This window comes from Streptomyces sp. S186 (assembly GCF_051603415.1).
Lineage (GTDB): Bacteria > Actinomycetota > Actinomycetes > Streptomycetales > Streptomycetaceae > Streptomyces.
The window spans coordinates 116932-131492 of the sequence record NZ_CP193933.1 but is presented as its reverse complement, the minus strand read 5'-3'; the positions used below and the strand labels follow the sequence as shown (position 1 = coordinate 131492).

At 69.1% G+C, this 14561-nt stretch carries 15 protein-coding genes and 1 pseudogene; 8 read left to right on the top strand and 8 right to left on the bottom strand.

The window, feature by feature from the left end; all coding sequences use genetic code 11:
- The first annotated feature begins 69 nt into the window (after window positions 1-69).
- From ACRAS8_RS37005 to ACRAS8_RS36995, 3 genes are all read left to right on the top strand, one after another.
- Complete coding sequence (locus ACRAS8_RS37005; protein ID WP_438490817.1) at window positions 70-1311, top strand: hypothetical protein; 1242 nt, start codon at window positions 70-72, stop codon at window positions 1309-1311.
- A 142-nt stretch (window positions 1312-1453) separates the two neighbouring features.
- Complete coding sequence (locus ACRAS8_RS37000) at window positions 1454-1849, top strand: hypothetical protein (RefSeq protein WP_438490816.1); 396 nt, start codon at window positions 1454-1456, stop codon at window positions 1847-1849.
- Window positions 1850-1895: 46 nt separating this feature from the next.
- Window positions 1896-4688, top strand: coding sequence for a Helicase associated domain protein (locus ACRAS8_RS36995; RefSeq protein WP_438490815.1), 2793 nt, complete (start codon window positions 1896-1898; stop codon window positions 4686-4688).
- A gap of 279 nt (window positions 4689-4967) precedes the next feature.
- Here ACRAS8_RS36995 and ACRAS8_RS36990 read toward each other — a convergent pair whose 3' ends face one another.
- Both ACRAS8_RS36990 and ACRAS8_RS36985 read right to left on the bottom strand, forming a co-directional pair.
- Window positions 4968-5165: a hypothetical protein gene (locus ACRAS8_RS36990; RefSeq protein WP_438490814.1), complete on the bottom strand. Its 198-nt coding sequence runs from the start codon at window positions 5163-5165 to the stop codon at window positions 4968-4970.
- A gap of 197 nt (window positions 5166-5362) precedes the next feature.
- Window positions 5363-5740 carry a hypothetical protein gene (locus ACRAS8_RS36985; protein ID WP_438490813.1) on the bottom strand — a complete coding sequence of 126 codons (378 nt, stop codon included), beginning with the start codon at window positions 5738-5740 and terminating at the stop codon, window positions 5363-5365.
- A gap of 321 nt (window positions 5741-6061) precedes the next feature.
- On the opposite strand from ACRAS8_RS36985, the gene ACRAS8_RS36980 reads away from it, so the two are divergent.
- Genes ACRAS8_RS36980 through ACRAS8_RS36970 form a run of 3 tightly spaced genes read left to right on the top strand, consistent with a single transcriptional unit; the run spans window position 6062 to window position 8866 of the window.
- Window positions 6062-7423 carry a Mu transposase domain-containing protein gene (locus ACRAS8_RS36980; protein WP_438490812.1) on the top strand — a complete coding sequence of 454 codons (1362 nt, stop codon included), beginning with the start codon at window positions 6062-6064 and terminating at the stop codon, window positions 7421-7423.
- Between the two features lie 14 nt (window positions 7424-7437).
- On the top strand, window positions 7438-8232 hold the full coding sequence (istB, locus tag ACRAS8_RS36975; RefSeq protein ID WP_438490819.1) for an IS21-like element helper ATPase IstB: 795 nt from the start codon (window positions 7438-7440) through the stop codon (window positions 8230-8232).
- The gene (locus ACRAS8_RS36970) at window positions 8222-8866 is read left to right on the top strand and encodes a hypothetical protein (RefSeq protein WP_438490811.1); all 645 of its coding nucleotides are present in this window, start codon (window positions 8222-8224) and stop codon (window positions 8864-8866) included. The genes istB and ACRAS8_RS36970 overlap by 11 nt, the downstream gene beginning before the upstream one ends.
- A gap of 500 nt (window positions 8867-9366) precedes the next feature.
- On the opposite strand, the gene ACRAS8_RS36965 is transcribed toward ACRAS8_RS36970, so the two are convergent.
- The 3 genes from ACRAS8_RS36965 to ACRAS8_RS36955 all read right to left on the bottom strand — a co-directional run bounded on the left by ACRAS8_RS36965 (window position 9367) and on the right by ACRAS8_RS36955 (window position 10522).
- Window positions 9367-9738 carry a hypothetical protein gene (locus tag ACRAS8_RS36965; protein WP_438490810.1) on the bottom strand — a complete coding sequence of 124 codons (372 nt, stop codon included), beginning with the start codon at window positions 9736-9738 and terminating at the stop codon, window positions 9367-9369.
- Between the two features lie 85 nt (window positions 9739-9823).
- Window positions 9824-10033 (bottom strand): hypothetical protein, encoded by a 210-nt coding sequence (locus ACRAS8_RS36960; RefSeq protein WP_438490809.1) that lies wholly within the window; start codon window positions 10031-10033, stop codon window positions 9824-9826.
- Window positions 10034-10261: 228 nt separating this feature from the next.
- Window positions 10262-10522 carry a hypothetical protein gene (locus ACRAS8_RS36955; RefSeq protein ID WP_438490808.1) on the bottom strand — a complete coding sequence of 87 codons (261 nt, stop codon included), beginning with the start codon at window positions 10520-10522 and terminating at the stop codon, window positions 10262-10264.
- On the opposite strand from ACRAS8_RS36955, the gene ACRAS8_RS36950 reads away from it, so the two are divergent.
- Window positions 10521-10847 carry a hypothetical protein gene (locus ACRAS8_RS36950; RefSeq protein ID WP_438490807.1) on the top strand — a complete coding sequence of 109 codons (327 nt, stop codon included), beginning with the start codon at window positions 10521-10523 and terminating at the stop codon, window positions 10845-10847. The two genes, ACRAS8_RS36955 and ACRAS8_RS36950, sit on opposite strands and share 2 nt — an antisense overlap.
- Before the next feature lie 208 nt (window positions 10848-11055).
- Here the strand turns inward: ACRAS8_RS36950 and ACRAS8_RS36945 are convergent, their stop codons facing one another.
- On the bottom strand, window positions 11056-11901 hold the full coding sequence (locus ACRAS8_RS36945; protein WP_438490806.1) for a hypothetical protein: 846 nt from the start codon (window positions 11899-11901) through the stop codon (window positions 11056-11058).
- Between the two features lie 579 nt (window positions 11902-12480).
- Between ACRAS8_RS36945 and ACRAS8_RS36940 the strand changes: the two genes are divergently transcribed.
- Entirely contained in the window at window positions 12481-13011 is a 531-nt protein-coding gene (locus tag ACRAS8_RS36940) for a hypothetical protein (protein ID WP_438490805.1), read from the top strand.
- A gap of 600 nt (window positions 13012-13611) precedes the next feature.
- On the opposite strand, the pseudogene ACRAS8_RS36935 reads toward ACRAS8_RS36940, so the two are convergent.
- Together ACRAS8_RS36935 and ACRAS8_RS36930 are read right to left on the bottom strand one after the other, a co-directional pair.
- A pseudogene (locus ACRAS8_RS36935) lies at window positions 13612-13914 on the bottom strand (hypothetical protein); the annotation flags it as partial.
- Window positions 13915-14080: 166 nt separating this feature from the next.
- Entirely contained in the window at window positions 14081-14458 is a 378-nt protein-coding gene (locus ACRAS8_RS36930; RefSeq protein WP_438490804.1) for a hypothetical protein, read from the bottom strand.
- Between the last annotated feature and the right edge of the window lie 103 nt (window positions 14459-14561).

Sequence of the window (14561 nt, the reverse complement as noted above, 5' to 3'; positions counted from 1 at the left end):
TCCCCCTCTCGGTCATCACAAGACGCTATCGGAGAAGCGTCGGATCCGGCGCTGATCCGCTATCGGATCGTGGCTCAGCGCACCGATCCGGCGCATCCCGGCGCCGCGTTGCTGACGAACTACGCCTACGGCCGGTCGGTCGAGGAGGCCGTCTCCAAGGCCCGGAAGGCGCTGGAGAAGCCGGACGGTTTGTACGCGGACCAGGGCATGTACCGCGTGGTGGAGGTGGTCGAGGAGAGCTGGGAGAGCGCGCTCCGGCAGCAGGAGGACGCCCGCCGGCGATACCTCACCACCATCCTAGAGGCCGCCATCACCACCGTGCGCGGCCGCGAACTCGACGATCCGGATGGGGAACTGCTCAGCCTCCTGGACGACTTCTTCACCCGCGCCGTCGTCTTCCCCGACCCGCACACCGGCAGCGTACGGCCCCGGCCCCACCAGGCCACCTTCGGCTGGACCAGCGAGCCACCCGGGATTCAGCACGCCAGCCACCCCGGCCGGGCCCTGGCCCAGTTCCTCCTGGCCTACCTCGACCACCACGGCCTGAGCCTTGTACAGACCCCGGCCGGATACAGGGGCGGCCATGAACCAGCCAGTCAGAGCTCGTTGGCCCTGTCGGCCGACGACCCGGACCCAGGCGTTTCCATCGCCATGGAAGCCCTGGCCGCACGGGCGTGGCACAGCTACAGCATCGCTCTGCACTACACCGGCGAGGACGACCGGAACGGGGCTGAAGCCACCATGGAGGCCATGCGGCACGCTGTCCAGGCCGTTGCCCCCGGCTTCACCGCCGCGGCCCTCGTACGCCTCGCCGACGACCCCCGGCTGGGCCTGACCCCTGAACAGCGCCTCTATCTCGACCACCTGGCCATCGACCTTGACCTCGAAACCCTCGAAGCTCTACACGAAGCCGACCCCGGCACCAGCGAGGAGGGCCGGGCGGCCGGGGCTGCTGCGCCGGCCGCGCATCTCGCAGACGTGCGGCACGTGCGCGCCGACCTGGTGCGGCTGGAGGCGTTCGTCCGGGAGACGGTGCTGCCGCGCACGCATCCGAACACCACCGCGCGGCGCCGGGTGCTGGAGGCGCTGGGTGAGGCCGGCGGTCTGTGCACCGCGCGGACGGTGAACAGCGACGGGGACGTCATCGTCTGCACGCTCGATGCCGGGCACTACAACCCGGACGACAAGCCGCCCTTCAAGGACGGAAAGCCCGGCGGCTGGCACAAGGCAGATACGTCGATCTGGTGCGACTCGTTCGCAGCCAGCACGCCGCACCGGCCCCCCGTCACGGGTGAGGAGCTCGGCCGGTGATCTGGAACAGCGAGGACCTCGCCCGGGATGTGGTGCGGCGGCAGGGTGCGGGAATGCCGGCGGCGCGGGTGGCCGAGAAGGTTGCCGAGGCAGCGGTGCGGGAGCGGGAGACGGCCGAGCAACTCCGGTCGCCAGGCGGGTGGTGCGGGAACCGTATGCGCCGGATCCGGAGGAGCTCGCCGAGGTGTGGGCCGCGAGGCATGCCGAGTGGCGGCGCGTGCAGGCCCTGGTAGAGGCGTCGGGGTGGGAGACCTACGAGCCCGGCCGGGACAGCGCCGGCTCGGCGTGGGCCGCCGAGCGGGAAGCGCGGCGTGCGCAGGCACTGGCCGCGCACGCCGCGCACCAGGAACGGCGGCGGGAGGCCGCGGACGAACTGCGCACCAAGGTGTGGCTGTCCGCAGGACCGAGCCGGCGACTACGGGCACTCGCCTCCCATGCCGGGCTGACACCGCAGGAGGTCCTGGCGCAGCTGGCGGAGCGGATGGTCATCGGCGAGGACGGCGCGGTGTCGGTCCAGCCCTTTAGGTCGTCGCGCTGAATTCCCGTGCGGAATGCAGGTTCGTTGAATCGTTGGAATATGGGCAATGGAGGGGTGTGAAATGAGTGGTATTCCACTTCGGCCACATCAGGTGGAGGCCGTGGATGCGATTATCCGCGGTCTTTCGGGTCCTGTAGAGGGAGGGATGCCTGCCCGGGGTCTGCGGGGGACGGTGGTGTCGTCGACCGGGTCGGGCAAGACGATCACGGCGGCCACCGCGGCGCTCAAGATGGTGCCCCGGGGTCTGGTGGGAGTGTTGGTGCCGACGTTGGACCTGCTGACGCAGACCGCGGAAGCGTGGCGTGCGGTGGGGCACAAGGGGCCGGCGGTGGCAGTGTGCTCTCTGGGGTCTGACCCGCTGCTGGAGGAGTTGGACGTGCGGTGCACGACCAACCCGACGCAGCTGGCGCTGTGGGTCGGCAGCGGGCCGATGCTGGTGTTCGCCACGTACGCCAGCCTGTCGCCGCAGGGCTTGGAGGACGACCAGGACATCGCGGCCGGCGACGACAGTGAAGGTGCGGGGGCGCCGGGGGTGCTGGAGCGGGCCCTGCGCGGCTCGTACGGGCAGCGCATGGGCGCGTTCGACCTCCTGGTGGTCGACGAAGCCCACCGCACCTCGGGTGACCTGGGCAAGGCATGGGCAGCGGTGCACGATCAGGAGCGGATCCCGGCGGTGCGGCGCCTGTACATGACCGCCACACCACGCCTGTGGGCAGCCTCCCCGAGCGCCGTCGGAGACACGGGCCAGCCGGGTTCGGCGAGCGATTCTGAGGACGGTTCAGGAGCCTTGGGTGGACGTCTGGTGGCCTCCTTCGACGACGTCGAACTCTACGGGCCCGTGCTTTTCGAGCTTGGGCTCATGGAGAGCATCGAGCGGGGGATTCTCGCCTCGTTCGAGATCGACGTGCTGGAGATCCGCGACCCCGAAGCCCCCGGGCCGGACGCGTCGGCGGAGGAAGTGCGCGGCCGGCGACTGGCCGCGCTGCAGGCCGCCCTGCTCAAACACGCGGACACCATCAGCGCCCGCAGCCTGATGACGTTTCACAGCCGCACCCTCGACGCGATGGCGTTCGCCCGAGCGTTGCCGGAGACCGCGGCCGAGCTGCACGAGACCGATCCGGCCCTCTACCCGAAGCGGGTAGGGGCGGAGTGGCTGTGCGGGGAGCACCCGGCGCAGCATCGGCGGACGGTGCTGGACCGGTTCGCCGACGGCCTCGACGCCGAGGGGTGGGTCACGGATTTCGGCATCCTCGGGTCCTGCCGGGTGCTGGGTGAGGGCGTGGACATCCGCGGCAAGCGTGGCGTCGGCGGCGTCGTCTTCGCCGACACCCGCAGCTCGCCGGTGGAGATCGTGCAGATCACCGGCCGCGGCCTGCGCCAGGACCCCGGGGAAGGGAAGGTGGCGAGGCTGATCGTGCCCGTCTTCCTTCAGCCAGGCGAAAACCCCGAAGACATGATGGCCTCCGCCAGCTACCGACCCCTGGTCGCCGTACTCCAGGGACTGCGCGCCCACGACGAGCGGATCGTCGAACGCATGGTCCTGGGGACCCGCGGCGCCCGCGGCAAGGCCACCTCCGTCGTCGCCCTCGACCCCCAACACAAGAAGGACGAAGAAGACGAGGAGCAACAGGCCGCCGGCGAAGACCGTCAAGGCGGCGAAGAGCTGGCGGCCGAAGACCTCAGCGCCGGCACCCCCGAGGAAGGCGAGAGCGGCGAGGCGAGGGCCCGGCGCGGCGAGGCCGGCCATGAGGCGGGCGAGGACGAGGAGGGTGGGAAGAAGAGGGGGGTGCCGTTGCTACGGTTCTCCCTCCCCCGCGACCCCGACGTCATCGCGATGTTCCTGCGTACCCGGGTGCTGCGGCCTGACTCCGAGGTGTGGCTGTCGGGCCTCAACGCGCTGCGCAAGTGGGTCGAGAAGCATGGTGATGCGCAGGTGCCGCTGGACGCCGTTGTTCCGATCGGGACGACCGAGGCCGACGGCGAGACCGGAGACGGCAACGGCGACGACACGTATGCGTTGGGGGCCTGGGTCAGCGAGCAGCGGCGCCAGTTCCGCGCCGGGACGCTCAAGGCGTGGCGGGTCGAGTTGTTGAACGAGCTGGGCATGGTGTGGTCGGTCGCCGACGCACGGTTCTGGAAGAACCTCGCCGCGGCACGGGACTACTTCGCCCTCCACGGCACCCTCGCAGCCCCCAAGGACGCCTCCATCGACACCGTCGCGGTCGGCCAATGGCTCGCCAACTGCCGCAAAACCGGGGGCCTGGGCAAAGACGAGGAACGCGCAAAGGACCGCCGGCGGGCACTGGAGGCCATCGACCCCGACTGGAACCCCACCTGGCCCATCGACTGGCAACGCCGGTATACGGCACTGGCCGGCCTCATCAACGACGGAGCAACACTGGAGGAGGTCCTGCCCGGCGTCACCGTCGGCGGCCAGGACGTCGGAGCGTGGCTGCAGGCACAGCGGGAGGGCTGGGAGCAGCTGAGCGAGGGGCAGCGCGAGCGTCTGGCCGGCCTCGGGGTCGAACCCGCCCTCTCCCCCGCCCCGGAACCGGAGACAGCCGCTGTACAGCAGCCGGCGGCCGTCCCCGCAGGAGTGCCGGGTCTGGCCAAGATGACGGCCTTCGAACGAGGCATCACGGCGCTGGCGCAGTACACCGCACGTGAAGGCCACACGAAGGTCCCCCGCAAACACGAAGAAAGCCTCCACCCCGCCGACGGCGGTGACCCGGTCATTGTGCGGCTGGGGGTATGGCTATCGAACACCAAAACCCGCCGCGCCAAGCTCACCAGCGACCAGCTCACCACCCTGGCCGGGCTGGGACTGGACTGGGCGTAGCCGCAGCTGACAGCCCCAGCGGGGACGAATGATCAAGGAGGCGAGGCAGCGTGGCCCCGATGCCACCGGGCACCGGAGCCACGCTGGTCCACGCGGGGGACGTCAACTACCCTGGCGGCGATCTCGGATCCCGAGGAGCAGTGGGCGGCAATTCAAGAGCGCACGAGCGCGAGCCGATGGCCGCAGGCCCAGGCTCTACTGCTCGTCGAGTGCGTCGAGGACCTGAGTGTCCTGGTCGAGCAGAGCAACCAGGCGCTCAACCTGGTCGTTTGACAGCACCTACCGCAGGCACTCGCCCGGCTCCGCGGCCTCCGACGGTGCGATGACGACCCGCGCGGTCGGCGGACCGTGGAAACCCGGGATCGCGTTGATGGTCAAGTTCGCCCACCCGAGCAACGCCTGAGCCAGGCGGCCGTGGTCCGACTGCTCGTCGAGGTCAACCCACCCAGCACTCGCCACATCCAACGCGTCTGCCATGCCCACAGGCTGTCACGGGCGACTCCGACATCCCGGGCACCGCGCCTCCACCCGAGCACCTGGTCCTACCCCAGCGTGCAGGACGCCCTCCATCCGCGGCGCGGCGACGTGTAAACGACAAGCTAGGGGAACCTCGTTCAGATCACCGCAGCCGGCCCGAGCCCCGACGTAGTGGCGTCTTCTGGCACCCCAGAGGCTCACGACAGGGCGAGCAGTACGTTGAAGAAGATGTAGAGCGCTCCGAGGGAGAACGGCGCCAGAATCGCAGCGGCCTTCCGCGCCTGGTCATAGCGCCGCCGCCACGGCAGGAGCCAGCAAATCAGCAGCAGTGCCATAGGGATGACGAGCCCCCAGCCGCACACCGTGAGGATGAACGAGAATCTCATCGCGCCGCGCCCGTAGTGACAAGCACTGCCGCACAGCGCGGCCGTCATGATGAACAGCCAGCCGAGCACGAACACCTCGATCAGGACCACGGCGGTCGAGATCGCCGGAGCTGCGATCCGCAAGGGCCCACGGCCCTCGTCCGTCGGACGCCTCGGCTCACCTTCGTACGGGTACGGCATCTGTTCCATGGGCAAAAGCCAACCCTCCAACGCGGCGGCGCGCATGAGTGCGGCTACTCAAGGTCGACTTCTTCTTCGACCTGCCCTGCGCGGACCTGCCCGCCCGCCTCACCGACGCGGATTTGAAGCGAGCACCAGTCGCCGTGAACCGTCGTGGTCCTGCCGGTGATGGGGCTCTTTGATTTTCGCCACCCCTGCTCACGGGGCTCGGCAAACGTGCTCAGTTGATCTCCCCACCCTTTGTGTGATCTTGCCCGGCGTGTCGAACTGGCGTCGGTGTGTCGTGGAGAGCCTGCGTGTGCTTGAAGGTCGGCCTGTTCGGGGGCCTGGATGCTCACGCGGGAGGAAGACGTGGACGCACACGCTCTGCGTCGTCAGGGATGGACGATCTCGGCGATTGCCCGGCATCTGGGGCGTGACCGGCAGACGATCCGGGACTACCTGAATGGGGAAAGGACGCCTGGTCAGCGGCGGCAGGCGCCGGATGCGTTCGTGCCGTTCCTGGACTACTGCCGCCAGCGCCTCGCCGATGATCCGCACCTGTGGGCGACGGCCCTGTTCGACGAGGTCATCGAGCTCGGCTATCAGGGCGGCTATTCCACGTTCACGCGGGCCCTGCGCCGCCATGACGTCCGGCCGCACTGCGAACCGTGCCAGGCGACCAAGGGCCGCGATGTCGCGGTCATCGCCCACCCGCCGGGAGAGGAGATCCAGTTTGACTGGTTGGAACTTCCAACTCCTCCTGATGAATGGGGTATTGGGGAGCATGCCCATCTTCTGGTCGGCGCGCTTCCGCACTCAGGTCGATGGCGAGCGGTGCTGGCCGAGCGGGAGGACTTTCCGCACCTGGTCCAGGCCCTCGATCAGGTGGTCCGCAAACTGGGCGGGACCGCCCGCCGATGGCGCTTCGACCGCATGTCCACGGTCTGCTACCCGTCCAGCGGGCAGGTCACTGCGGGGTTCGCCGCGGTCGCGAAGTTCTATGGCGTCGGCGTGGACATCTGTCCCTCGCGCCGCGGGAACCGCAAGGGTGTGGTGGAGAAGGCGAACCACTCCGCCGCGCAACGCTGGTGGCGCACGGTCCCTGACGGTCTGACCGTCGAGCAGGCTCAGTCCGGCGTCGACAAACTGGCTGGCCGGATGGACGGGCGGCGCCGGACTCTGGAAGGTGTCCGGACCACCGTCGGTGAACTCGCTGATGCCGAAGTGCTGTTGGATCTTCCTTCGCTACCCTTCCCGGCGGAAGTAACGGTCGAACGCACGATCACCGCGCAGGCCCTGGTGTCCTTCGAGGGCAACTCGTACTCGGTGCCGCCAGGGCTGTCCGGAACCCAGGTGGTGGTCCGCCACCGTCTGGGTGAGGACTTCCTGGACATCCTCACCGCCGGCGGAGCGGTCATTGCCCGCCACCGCAGGGCCCTGCGAGGGTCCGGGCAGACGGTCCGGGACGCCGGCCATGTCGTCGCCCTGGAACGCAAGGTCCTGGAGTCCTTCTCCCAGAAGGCGCCCTGCAAGACGAAGGTCCGCCGCCCGCCCTCGCCGGCGGCGCTGGCCGAGGCCGAGCGGCTCCGCGCGGGGCAGGCCGCTGCTGCCTCGACCGCCGAACGGGTCGTGATCGACCTGTCCCACTATGCCGCCGTGGCCGACCGGCTGCGGCACGCTCCCTCACCGGAGGAGGAGAACACGGAGTGAGCATGACGCCGCCAATGAAGATGAGCGAAGCACGCCGCTTCCAGCAGCTGCGGGGCCACCTTTCCTACCTCAAACTCAACGATGCCGCCGAGGCGTTGAACCGCGTCTGCGACCAGGCGCGGGCTGAGGGCATGTCCCTTACCGCAGCCCTGGAGCGGCTGCTGGAGATCGAGGTCGAGGCCACGGAGGCCAGACGGCTGGCCTCCCGGCTCCGGTTCGCCTGCCTGCCCGAGCCCTGGACCTTGAACGACTTCGACTTCGCTGCCCAGCCTGGCGTCGACGAGAAACTCGTCCGTGACCTGGCTACCCTGCGATTCCTCGATGACGCCTCCAACGTCCTGTTCGTCGGCCCGCCCGGCGTCGGCAAGACCATGCTCGCCGTCGCGCTGGCCCGGGCCACCGTCGATGCCGGGCACCGCGTCTACTTCACCACCGCCGCCGAACTCGCGGCGAAGTGCCACAAGGCCGCGTTGGAAGGCCGGTGGAAGACCTGCATGAACTTCTTCGCCGGCCCCAAGCTGCTGGTGATCGACGAACTCGGCTATCTGCCGCTGCCCGAGGACGGGGCCTCGGCCCTGTTCCAGGTGATCAACCAGCGGTATCTGAAGTCGTCAACGATCTTGACGACCAATGTCGGCATCGCCGACTGGGCCGGCGCCTTCGGTGACGCCACCGTCGCCGCCGCCATGCTCGACCGGCTCCTGCACCGGGCCGCCGTCGTTGGTATCGACGGCCCGTCCTACCGACTCCGCGGCCACCAAAGCCAGGCCGACACCCTGCGTCAGGGAGTGAACGCCCGTGTCTCGTGACCTCACCAACACCCCGGAAATCGGTGACGCCATGGCCCGACGCTGCCCCATCTGCGAGACCGTCTTCACCCTCACCACCGCAAAGAGTCGCCAGATCTACTGTTCGCCCACCTGCGCCGAGAAGAACCGCAAACAGACCCCGCTCCAGCGAAACTGCCTGGCCTGCGGACAGGACTTCACCACTACCTCCAGTGCCCGCAGGTCATACTGCTCGACCGAGTGCCGCCTCACGGCCCGCACCGGCGCCGACGCGCTCGACGACCGTGTCTGCCCGGTCTGCGAGACCACCTTCCAGGCACCCCGGACCACCCGCCAGCACTACTGTTCCCCGGCCTGCCGCCGAGCCGCCGACCGCAAACGCGGGCAGCAGCGCGACCAAGAACGAGCCCGCCGGCTCGGTGAGACACCACCGCCCGCACCCCGTCCCGCGCTTCCGCCACCACCCAAACCCATTACCCGAACCAGCGGAAGTCGCCAACTCCCACCTGAGCGGGACCCGATGGAACCCACCGCCACACGCAACTGCCCGCACTGCCAGCAGCCCATCACCATCGTTGCGCTGCTGGCCACCCCGGAAGCCGCCCGGCCGGCCATCCCCGGACCCGGCGTCGTCCCGCTGCGGAGAACTCCCTAATCAACTCCGGCTGACTGCTCACTGATCTCCAGGGCCCGACGACCTGCCGGTCGCCGGGCCCTCACATGCTCTTGCTCGCCAGTTCCCGCACACCGTTCAACATCCAAATAAGCGACGGGAAGAGCGACTCTGAAGAAACTCAAAGAGCCCCATCACCGGTAGCCGGTGCGCCCGTACCACCGAGAGCAGTCCGGCTTGCTGATCAGTAGTCGTCGGGTGGCATGGGGTCGCCGGCCCTGAACGCGGCGCAACGGGTGCAGGTGCGGCTGCGGCAGGTGTCTTCCCTCGCGTTGCGCCGGTATGCAATGCAGTGCCGCGCCCGCCACGGGTATGGCACTGCGTCCGCAGCCGCCTGGGCCGCCTCGCGGGCCTCGTCGAGCGCAAGCGGGTTGTCCTGGTCGTCCAGGAGCCGCAGCGCGCGATGCAGAGCCTCGCGGGCCGCCGTAGTGTCGGCGGCGGGCGGGGAACTGAATCATGCCCCCATCCTTGCGCAGCCCGTCCTACTCCGAGCAATCGTTGGGCGAAGTCTCCGGTGGTGGGTTCGACGCCACGGCCTGGTCCAGGATCCGATCCCGCAGCTGGACCGCGAGCCGGCCAATGGCACTCATCAAGGCCGCGAGGGCGTCATCTGGCTCACCGGAATCGATCGCGGCTTCTGCGTCCTCACAGAGCCGGAGGGCATCATCAATGATCTCCGCACGGAGGTTGAACTCCTCCCAGCTGGAACCAGCGATCTGTTCGGGAGCGACGGCCATGGCGATCCCCTCCAGCTGAGCCTGAATCAGGTCATTCGCTTTGATCACCGAATCGAGGCGCTCATTCGTCACGTCCTGGAAACGACATGCCGCTGCCGCGGTCACCTGATCGGACAACAGCCTCCCCTGCATCGCGGAGACATGTGCGGGCGGGCACCGGGACGCCTGTGGGTTCCGGCTCCCTACGATCTGGCGTTCCCCTCTAGCCGCGCCTGGATTCCCGCGCGGACTTTTCCCGATCGGCCGGAGGCAGTCCCGCAGCCTGACGCCACCGGTCCAGCTGATCGTTGGTGACCAGGCACGTGTTGAGCCCCCAGCTCGGGTGCCCCTGAGGGCGGATGTGCGTCAGGACGTCCTGTAGCGTCGCCTCGATCTCCTGCATACGGAGCTCACTGGACTCCTTGATGCTCACTGGATCCACCTCTCGCCGTGCCGACCACGGTAGTGAGTCTCGTCGATGAGGTGCTCAACATTTCGCCGGTGCCCCGCAAGGTCGCTGACATCCTCGAAGAGCCCACGTCTTCCGTGGTGTGACCCTCGAACGACCTGATCGTTGAACCGTCGGTATCCATACAGCCGGGCCCGAACCCAGTCACCGGGCCCGGCACCACCCACCCGCGTCCGTGTCATCGGCGGCAGCCTAGAGCTGCGGCATTCCGCCCGCTGCGTCCCAGCCCCGCACGAAGTCGGCCAAGGCGCGGCGTTGTTGTTCCTCGCGGGCGATCTGTTCGGCAAGGACTTCGCGGTCGATGTACGGGGCGACGGCGGCGAGGACCAGGCGCTGAAGTTCGTCGGGTTCGAGGGCTTCAACTTCCCACTGCAACAGATCAGGGGGTGGGGACGCGCCGACGCGGTAGAGGAGCAGAGCCAGTCGAGTATGGCCGTGGCAGCCTGACGGCATGTCGAATCCTCCGCAGGACATGCTGAGCACGGCGACCGTCGGATGGGTCGACCTCGACGACAGCACGGACCACGGCCGCCTGGGCAATGCCCTCATCGGCTGGGTGAACCTCACCGTCAACGCGATGCCCCGTCTTCCCGGCCGACCGACCGCCCGTATCGTCGTCGCCCCGCCGGACCCGGCAGCCAAAGGGCAGTGCCTGCTGTTGCCTCTCTCCGACGACCAGGTCGCCCGCCTGGTCCGGCTTCTGCAGCAGGACACCCTGGTACTGGACTCGCTCGACACCGCCTCCGAGGTATGGGCTGATCCCGACGAACCCGCCTGATAAGCGTTCACAGCTGAGACGGGGGCCGCTTTGAGGGGGGCATGCCCCTGCGCCCCCACCAGGGTGTATACGTTCGTTGCTCAGGGGCGGCGTCTCCGTGGCTCATGCTGTGGTGGCCGGGTGCTACGGGTCCCGGGTGAAAGGCGCCCGGTGCCTCCGCCATCCTCGATCGGCCCAGGGCCCGGTCCGTCAAAGCGGCCCCGGTCCGTCAGGAGAGTTCGGTCCCGTAACGGAACGGACCGCCGCCCTGGTTCGGCGTCTCCACCGCCGTGGGCCGGCGGTGGGGGCGCCACAACCGGTAGAGCCACCGGGCCGACAGCGCCGCGACCGGTACGGCGACGACGGGAATCACCCACCACGCAAAGCCGAGCCACCAGCCCGGGACTCCCACGGCCGCGCAGGTGAGCGCCATGACGGAGAACAACGCCCGGCCGTACGGGAGCCAGGTGAAGGGCTCGTGGCCACGGCGCCTGACCAGTCGCACAGCACCGAACCCGAGCCCCTGGGCCGCCAGGAGACCGGTGAATGTGCCGAGGGCGGCGGTCAACTGCGGGTCGTAGCCGGGCTCGCGGGAGGTGGCCTGCCGCAGGCTCCCCTTGCCGACCGCCACGATGTCGCCGCGCCAGACCGTACCGCTGACCTGCTCTCCCGGCCGGAGGTGCGCCAGCAGCGGCTCCTCACCACGGAACCGCACGACCCCGTTCCAGAAAGGCGCGCCGGACAAGGTCGCCTCGAAGGTGGAGTTCCGCATGCCGTGGTCGACCCTCGTGCGCTCGACGGTGAACGGGACCGTACGCAGGCAGTCCTCCCACCCCTCCTCCGGAGCGTGGGCACGACAGTGCTTGGCCGTCGCGTAGTCTCGGTACAGCTTGGCGTCGGTGGGCAGCACCACGGCGAACACGACGTAGCAGGCCGTTGCCGATATCAGGGCCACCATGAGCCACGTCAATCCCCCGAGCCACACCCGGCCCCGGGACCGCCGGGCGGAGCGGCCGGCACCCGGTGGCGGCAGCGGCGGCCCGTCCGTCCCATCGCCCGGACTCGTGCTGGTCACCGCCCTTACCCACCTCTCCCCGCCGGCCCGAAAAGCTCACGCCCAAGTGGAGCTCTCCGGCTTCGTTCCGTACGAACTCCCGGTACGCCCCATGGCCGGCCCACCGTCCGTAGTCGAGCACGATCCGCCCGGCCGCCGGGCTTCCGGGAAACCAACGGCGCGGGACACGACCCGACATGATGCCACCTCCCAGGTGCGGAACGCCGATCGGGCGCTGAGACAGCCTGTGACCGCTCCCCTGGCCCGACCGGTCTTGGGCCTGCAGGTCCAGGACCGAGCAGCAGGTGGCGGGTGCCAGGATGTCGTACATGATGGCGACGGGGGAGGGCGCGCCGGAGCGTCCGGGGCCGCAGCGGCATGCTGACGCGGAAGGACGGCCCGACGCGGCACAGGTGTTGGGGAGCGGACGGAGTTCTGTAAGACTCCGCGGACGGCACCGCGGGCGTGCGGAACCGCTTCCGTGGTACCCGCGTCACCCGTGGCTGCTCGCCGTGCTGATTCCGGTCCTTGTGGTGCTCCATCTTCTGGGCGGCGCGCTGCATGCCGTCAACGGCATGGGGCTGCCCGGGGTGCCCCTGCGTGGTCAGTGCGGTGGGGCTGATGAAGGTGGTGTCGGTGCTGGCCACTCCGTTGGTGCGACCGCTGGCATACGCGTTGATGTTCATAGCGTTGCTCGCGGTTCCGGTGATCGCCTCCGACTCGGCCGGGGCGGTCGTGCTGCGCGAGCGCGGCGTGACCCGCTCCGGAGTCGTCACCGCGGTCACGCCCTGGCGGGGGAAGGTCACCGAGTATCTCTGTACCGTCCGCGAAGACAACCCGGTCCAGAGGCCGGACACCGTCTTCTGTGAGCACGACGACCGGCCCGGCGAGCAGGTGAACGTGGTCCGCGACCCCAAGGCAATGGTCAGGCCGCAGCTCGCCACATCAGTCGAGGAGGATCAGGTCGAAGCGGCGTTTGCCGTGGCGGGCGCCATCTGGCTCCTGGTCGTCGCGGTGTCGGCGGCGGCGCTCGGTGCCACCGTACGGCCGAGCCAGCTCCGTGCCTGGCAAGCAGCCGGCGAGGAGGCGCCCGGTGAGTCCCTGTCCAGTGGTGCCGGTGCAGTAGCGTGACGTTCCCGGCCGACCCCCGTCCGCAGGCCAGCCCCGTCGGTGGAGAAGTGATCGCAGCCCACGCAGCGGGCAGGCGACTCGGTCGACGCTTGCCGGACGCGGTGACTTGGGAAGCCGTGTTTGGTCTTCATGACCTCGCGAGCGAAACGGTATTGGTCAGCCTGCCGCATCAGCTCCTGGTGACGCAGCCGGTGGATCTCAGTGTCCATCCGCGCTCCTCCCTCCTGTCGGGGTGTGCTTCAGCCGGCCCGCTGATGCTGTGGCTTGCCCCAGGGACAAGGTCAACGGCCAGCTTTGGCTGCGAAGGAAGCGCGCCCCGATAGCCGCAGAGCCACAATCTCAAGGCCTCATCAGCAGTAGGCAGAGCGAGACCCGAACGGTGGTGGCGTGGGTGACGCGGATCCGCTCGACAGCGCCGTCGGCAGCGCCTTCCTGCCGGGCCCCTGTCGGCGGCCAGTCGGACCTTCCCCCCCCCCGCAGGCAGCTGACGGGGAGTCAACTGGCCGCGAAAGTCATCACTGTGGGTGACCGGTGCTTGGCTCGGTGGTTCTCGCCGCGCGCGTCATTCATCTGAGCCGACGCCGCCCGCGGCGATACCGGTCAGCGCGATCGCTGGGGATCGGCCAGGAGCACCACACGGTCGGCTGCGGGGTCGAACCCGAGCACCGGGTTTCCGTAGTCGCCTTCGCCGGTCATGACCACCGGCTTGCCGAGCCGGCGGCCGATCGCCCCCAGGAGGCCGCACAGGGTGTCCACGCCGTCCTGGCCCTGCAGCTCGCGAAGATCGATGTCGAAGTCGATCTCATCGGCGGACATCGGGCGGAAGATCGCCAGCACATCCGGGACCGGCCGGGCCCGCAGATCGGCGGTGTCCGCATCGGCGGGACGCGACAGCACCTCCGCGAGCGATCCTCTCTCCCCGGGGAGTGCAACTGGCCGCCGGTGGGGACCGTGCGTGGGGACCGCTGGCCGTACGCGGGAAAGATCTTGCCGCTGTCAGGCCCCGCCCCGCCCCATGCATGCCGGTCTCAAGGCCGACGCTGGTCGGCAGTGCTGGCACCCCAGAGGCTCACGACACGGCGAGCAGTACGTTGAAGAGGATGTAGAGCGCTCCGAGGGAGAGCGGCGCCAGAATCGCAGCGGCCTTCCGCGCCTGGTCATAGCGCCGCCGCCACGGCAGGAGCCAGCAAATCAGCAGCAGTGCCATAGGGATGACGAGCCCCCAGCCGCACACCGTGAGGATGAACGAGAATCTCATCGCGCCGCGCCCGTAGTGACAAGCACTGCCGCACAGCGCGGCCGTCATGATGAACAGCCAGCCGAGCACGAACACCTCGATCAGGACCACGGCGGTCGAGATCGCCGGAGCTGCGATCCGCAAGGGCCCACGACCCTCGTCCGTCGGACGCCTCGGCTCACCTTCGTACGGGTACGGCATCTGTTCCATGGACAAAAGCCAACCCTCCAACGCGGCAGCGCACATGAGTGCGGCTACTCAAGGTCGACTTCTTCTTCGACCTGCCCTACGCGGACCTGCCCGCCCGCCTCAC

Excerpts from the sequence above, each read along its gene's own strand:
- ACRAS8_RS36995 (WP_438490815.1), top strand. The coding sequence starts at position 1,896 with ATGGAGGGGTGTGAAATGAGTGGTATTCCACTTCGGCCACATCAGGTG.
- ACRAS8_RS36950 (WP_438490807.1), top strand. The coding sequence starts at position 10,521 with ATGTCGAATCCTCCGCAGGACATGCTGAGCACGGCGACCGTCGGATGG.
- istB (WP_438490819.1), top strand. The coding sequence starts at position 7,438 with ATGAAGATGAGCGAAGCACGCCGCTTCCAGCAGCTGCGGGGCCACCTT.
- ACRAS8_RS36985 (WP_438490813.1), bottom strand. The coding sequence starts at position 5,740 with ATGGAACAGATGCCGTACCCGTACGAAGGTGAGCCGAGGCGTCCGACG.
- ACRAS8_RS36955 (WP_438490808.1), bottom strand. The coding sequence starts at position 10,522 with ATGCCGTCAGGCTGCCACGGCCATACTCGACTGGCTCTGCTCCTCTAC.
- ACRAS8_RS36980 (WP_438490812.1), top strand. The coding sequence starts at position 6,062 with ATGCTCACGCGGGAGGAAGACGTGGACGCACACGCTCTGCGTCGTCAG.
- ACRAS8_RS36930 (WP_438490804.1), bottom strand. The coding sequence starts at position 14,458 with ATGGAACAGATGCCGTACCCGTACGAAGGTGAGCCGAGGCGTCCGACG.
- ACRAS8_RS36990 (WP_438490814.1), bottom strand. The coding sequence starts at position 5,165 with ATGGCAGACGCGTTGGATGTGGCGAGTGCTGGGTGGGTTGACCTCGAC.